This window comes from Sphingorhabdus sp. (genome assembly GCF_044239005.1).
Lineage (GTDB): Bacteria > Pseudomonadota > Alphaproteobacteria > Sphingomonadales > Sphingomonadaceae > Sphingorhabdus_B.
The window spans coordinates 1-4,138 of sequence record NZ_JBIICH010000158.1 but is presented as its reverse complement, the minus strand read 5'-3'; the positions used below and the strand labels follow the sequence as shown (position 1 = coordinate 4,138).

The following is a 4,138-nucleotide window of genomic DNA, read 5'->3' as shown; positions in this document are numbered from 1 at the left end:
CATCATCCGCGCGCGCGGAGCATCTGCCTCACGCGCCATAAAGGGAAAAGCCATGAAAAAGATCGAAGCGATCATCAAGCCATTCAAATTGGACGAGGTGAAAGAAGCGCTGCACGAAGTTGGCGTCTCGGGCATCACTGTTACGGAAGCCAAGGGCTTTGGCCGTCAAAAGGGCCACACCGAACTGTATCGGGGCGCGGAATATGTCGTCGACTTTTTGCCGAAGGTAAAGCTTGAGGTTGTCGTTGAAGACGGCCTTGCCGACCGTGTCGTCGAAGCCATTGCTGCAGCTGCCCAGACTGGCCGCATCGGTGACGGCAAGATTTTCGTCATCCCCGTCGAAACCGCGCTGCGTATCCGCACCGGCGAACGCGATAACGACGCCGTTTAAAAAAATCCAAAATATCCAAAAAAGACAAGCCAAAGAAGGAAAGTAAAATGGGTACCTCAGCTAAGGACATTATCAAGCGTATCAAAGATGAGGAGATCGAGTGGGTCGATGTCCGTTTCACTGATCCCAAGGGCAAATGGCAGCATCTGACCATGTGCGCCGGCGTAATCGGCGAAGACGAGTTGGAAGACGGCCTGATGTTTGACGGTTCGTCCATCGAAGGCTGGAAAGCCATCAATGAATCCGACATGATCCTGAAGCCTGATCTTGATGCCGTGTACGTAGATCCATTCTCCGCCACGCCAATGATGATCATCTTCTGCGATATCGTCGAACCATCAACGGGCGAGCTTTACAGCCGCGACCCGCGCTCGACCGCAAAGCGCGCTGAAGCCTATTTGAAAACCACAGGCATCGGCGACACCGTATATGTCGGTCCAGAAGCCGAATTCTTCATGTTCGACGATGTGCGTTTCGAAAACGGCTACAACACGTCATATTACAAGATCGACGATATTGAACTGCCAACGAACACCGGCACGAAATATGAAAGCGGCAATATGGGCCATCGTCCCCGTGCAAAGGGTGGTTATTTCCCAGTTGCGCCTGTCGACAGCGCAGTGGACATCCGTGGCGAAATGGTTTCGACCATGCTCGAAATGGGCCTGCCTTGCGACAAGCATCACCATGAAGTTGCCGCAGCCCAGCATGAGCTTGGCCTGACGTTCGGAACGCTGACACAGACCGCTGACCGTATGCAGATCTACAAATATGTCGTGCATCAGGTCGCACATGCATATGGCAAGACCGCAACGTTCATGCCCAAGCCCATCAAGGAAGACAATGGTTCGGGTATGCACACCCACCTGTCGATCTGGGAAGGCAAGACCCCGCTTTTCGCAGGCGACGGCTATGCCGGTCTTTCCGACATGTGCCTGTATTTCATCGGCGGCATCATTAAGCATGCCAAGGCCGTGAACGCATTCACAAACCCGACCACAAACAGCTACAAGCGTTTGGTACCCGGTTACGAAGCGCCAGTGTTGCTCGCATATTCGGCGCGCAACCGGTCGGCTTCATGCCGTATTCCATATGGTGCCGGTGCCAAGGCCAAGCGCGTTGAAGTCCGCTTCCCGGACGCAATGGCGAACCCATATCTGTGCTATGCGGCTTTGTTCATGGCTGGCCTCGACGGCATTCAGAACAAGATCCACCCTGGCGACGCCATGGACAAGAATCTCTACGACTTGCCACCAGCAGAGCTTGCTGAAGTGCCAACCGTAGCCGGTTCGTTGCGTGAAGCGCTGGAGTGCTTGGCCGCTGATCACGACTTCCTGCTGAAGGGTGACGTGTTCTCGAAGGACCAGATTGACAGCTATATCGAATTGAAGATGGAAGACGTCGCCCGTTGGGAAATGACGCCAAGCCCTGTCGAATTCGACATGTACTATAGCTACTGATCCCACGCATCGGATCATTAGCGTAAGGCCCGGCGGTTGGGGGACTGCCGGGCCTTTTCATTTGGTGTTTAGTAGTTGCGTCCTTGACGCCATGTCTTGTCAAGGCGGCTCGCGTCGCGGCCTTGGGCTAAGCCAAAATTATAATCCGGCCTCTACTGCAATGCGAATAGCATCGGCCGAACTCGCCGCGCCCAACCGCTCCATTAACAACGCACGGTGCATTTTGACGGTTTGCTCGCTGAGCCCAAGCCGGAAGGCGATTTGCTTGTTCAAATGGCCCAGCGCCATTTCGGCCAACACTTCGCGCTGCCGCCGTGACAATGCCTTGACCGCCGTCGCGGCCGCAGCATGGCGGCTCTCGTAAGACACTGGCGCACTGGGCTCAAGTTCGACCTGAGAACCAAGAAAGAACTCAAGTTCACCTTCTTCGTCAAACAACGGCGCAACCAGCACTGCATTACGAAAGGGTGTGCCATCGCGTTTGTAGTTCAAAATTTCGACCATGACCGGGGCGTGACGTTGAACGCCATTACTGATCGTGTCGGTTAACCACGGTTCAGTCGCTGGACCAGCCAAAAATTTGCAGTTCCGTCCAATGATTTCATGTTCCGCATAGCCCGTCAGTTCAAGAAACGCAGCATTACAGGCAATGATTGGATTGCCGCTTTGACGCGGGTCGCTGATCACTGACGCTATCGGGCTATTCGCGATTAGCGCGTCTAGTTTCTCGTTAGACCGGCCCAAAACGTCCAAATTACAGTGCCTCCCGCGTACCCCTATAGGCGCATTTCAGCGTTAACCATTATATATGCCAGTTCCGCGATGTCGAGGGCAATATCACAAAAACATGGTATAAAGGTTAGGTTGTTGTCCCCAGGTCAGCGTTTATGAAAAATGCCCCGACATCCGAAATGATGTCGCAAAGGGGGAGAATAACGTGGAAAATCTAACTTTTGGCCAGTATTCCCTGGTCTATAATGCATTCTCATTTACATTTGCCACCATGGCAGCAGCAACGCTGTTTTTGTGGCTCGGCCGCTCGCAAGTGGGCCCAGCCTACAAGACAGCGCTCACTATTTCCGGCTTGGTTACCGCCATCGCCGCGTATCACTATTTCCGTATTTTCGAGAGCTGGGAAGGCGCATATTCCGTTAAAGACGGTATAGTGACCGCAAGCGGCTATGCATTTAACGATGCCTATCGCTATGTCGATTGGTTGCTCACCGTGCCATTGCTTCTCATCGAGCTCATCCTCGTGATGCGTCTGAGCCAAGAAGAAACCGTCTCAAAGTCGTTCAAGCTTGGCGGCGCTGCAGCATTGATGATCATCTTGGGTTACCCAGGTGAAATCGCAACGGACATTCCGACCCGCGTATTGTGGGGCACATTGTCGGCAATCCCGTTTGTCTACATCATGTGGCAGCTGTTCGCCGGCCTCGGTGCATCGATCAACAACCAACCAGAAAATGTACGCGAACTGGTTAAGAAAGCACGTTTGCTGACCTTCGCATCATGGGGTTTCTACCCGATCGTATACATGATCCCGTACACCAATCTGAGCGGTTCTGACGTAACCGTTGGCGTACAAGTCGGCTACACAATCGCTGACTTGATCGCAAAGGCAGGCGTCGGCGTCTTGATCTACATGATCGCCGTGCGCAAGTCGCAAGCCGAATATGGCTAAAGCCTTCGGATAAACACTGGACGTACGCCGCTCTGGCGGCGTACATTCCTGTATGAATATAATTTTATATCCGCATTCTGCAGGCGCGACATTTTCCAAAATGTTGCGCCTGTTTGCGTTACCGGCAGCAACGTTGCTGCTTATTGCCGTAGACCGCCTTCTGGGCGGCATGGACAGCGTTGAGGCCAATATGCTGGCTGCTCTGGCTATCGTGCTTGCAGGCATTCCCCACGGCACGCTGGACGTCGAAATCGCTTCTGCCCATTTTGGGCAGAATGGGCTGGCGGGCAGGATGAAGATAATTGGCAGCTATGTGGGATGCGCCGCCGCTATGGTCGTCTTATGGCTGCAGCTTCCGGAACTGGCGCTCAATTCATTCCTGCTCATCTCAATTGTGCATTTCAGCCGTGATTGGCGTGGTGGCGTTGATCCGTTTCTGGCCATGATGGTTGGGTGGGCATTGGTCGCCCTGCCTGCGCTGGCCAGCCCCGACGATGTCGCGATGATATTCGCCGCGCTAACGGGCAACCAAAACGGCGCAGTGATCGCTGCGCTGCTTGGCGCGGCATCAGTCCCTGCTGCGCTGGGCAGCCTTGTCTTTGC

Annotated in this window: 5 protein-coding genes; 4 read left to right on the top strand and 1 reads right to left on the bottom strand. The window is 54.0% G+C overall.

Translation table 11 applies throughout. From position 1 onward, the window contains the following. Positions 1-52: 52 nt before the first annotated feature. Both ACILQA_RS10245 and glnA read left to right on the top strand, forming a co-directional pair. Positions 53-391, top strand: a complete 339-nt coding sequence (locus ACILQA_RS10245) for a P-II family nitrogen regulator (RefSeq protein WP_125231011.1) — start codon at positions 53-55, stop codon at positions 389-391. 47 nt (positions 392-438) lie between these two features. Further along, positions 439-1,851: a type I glutamate--ammonia ligase gene (glnA, locus tag ACILQA_RS10240; protein ID WP_395629600.1), complete on the top strand. Its 1,413-nt coding sequence runs from the start codon at positions 439-441 to the stop codon at positions 1,849-1,851. A gap of 138 nt (positions 1,852-1,989) precedes the next feature. Here glnA and ACILQA_RS10235 read toward each other — a convergent pair whose 3' ends face one another. Next, a complete protein-coding gene (locus ACILQA_RS10235; protein WP_395629599.1) occupies positions 1,990-2,604 on the bottom strand; it encodes a LuxR C-terminal-related transcriptional regulator in 615 nt (204 codons plus the stop codon). Between the two features lie 184 nt (positions 2,605-2,788). Here ACILQA_RS10235 and ACILQA_RS10230 point away from each other — a divergent pair, with 184 nt between their 5' ends. After that, positions 2,789-3,535, top strand: a complete 747-nt coding sequence (locus tag ACILQA_RS10230) for a bacteriorhodopsin-like (protein ID WP_395629598.1) — start codon at positions 2,789-2,791, stop codon at positions 3,533-3,535. Between the two features lie 52 nt (positions 3,536-3,587). Then, the coding region (locus ACILQA_RS10225; RefSeq protein ID WP_395629597.1) for a Brp/Blh family beta-carotene 15,15'-dioxygenase at positions 3,588-4,138 on the top strand (551 nt) is incomplete at its 3' end.

Excerpts from the sequence above, each read along its gene's own strand:
- ACILQA_RS10245 (WP_125231011.1), top strand. The coding sequence starts at position 53 with ATGAAAAAGATCGAAGCGATCATCAAGCCATTCAAATTGGACGAGGTG.
- glnA (WP_395629600.1), top strand. The coding sequence starts at position 439 with ATGGGTACCTCAGCTAAGGACATTATCAAGCGTATCAAAGATGAGGAG.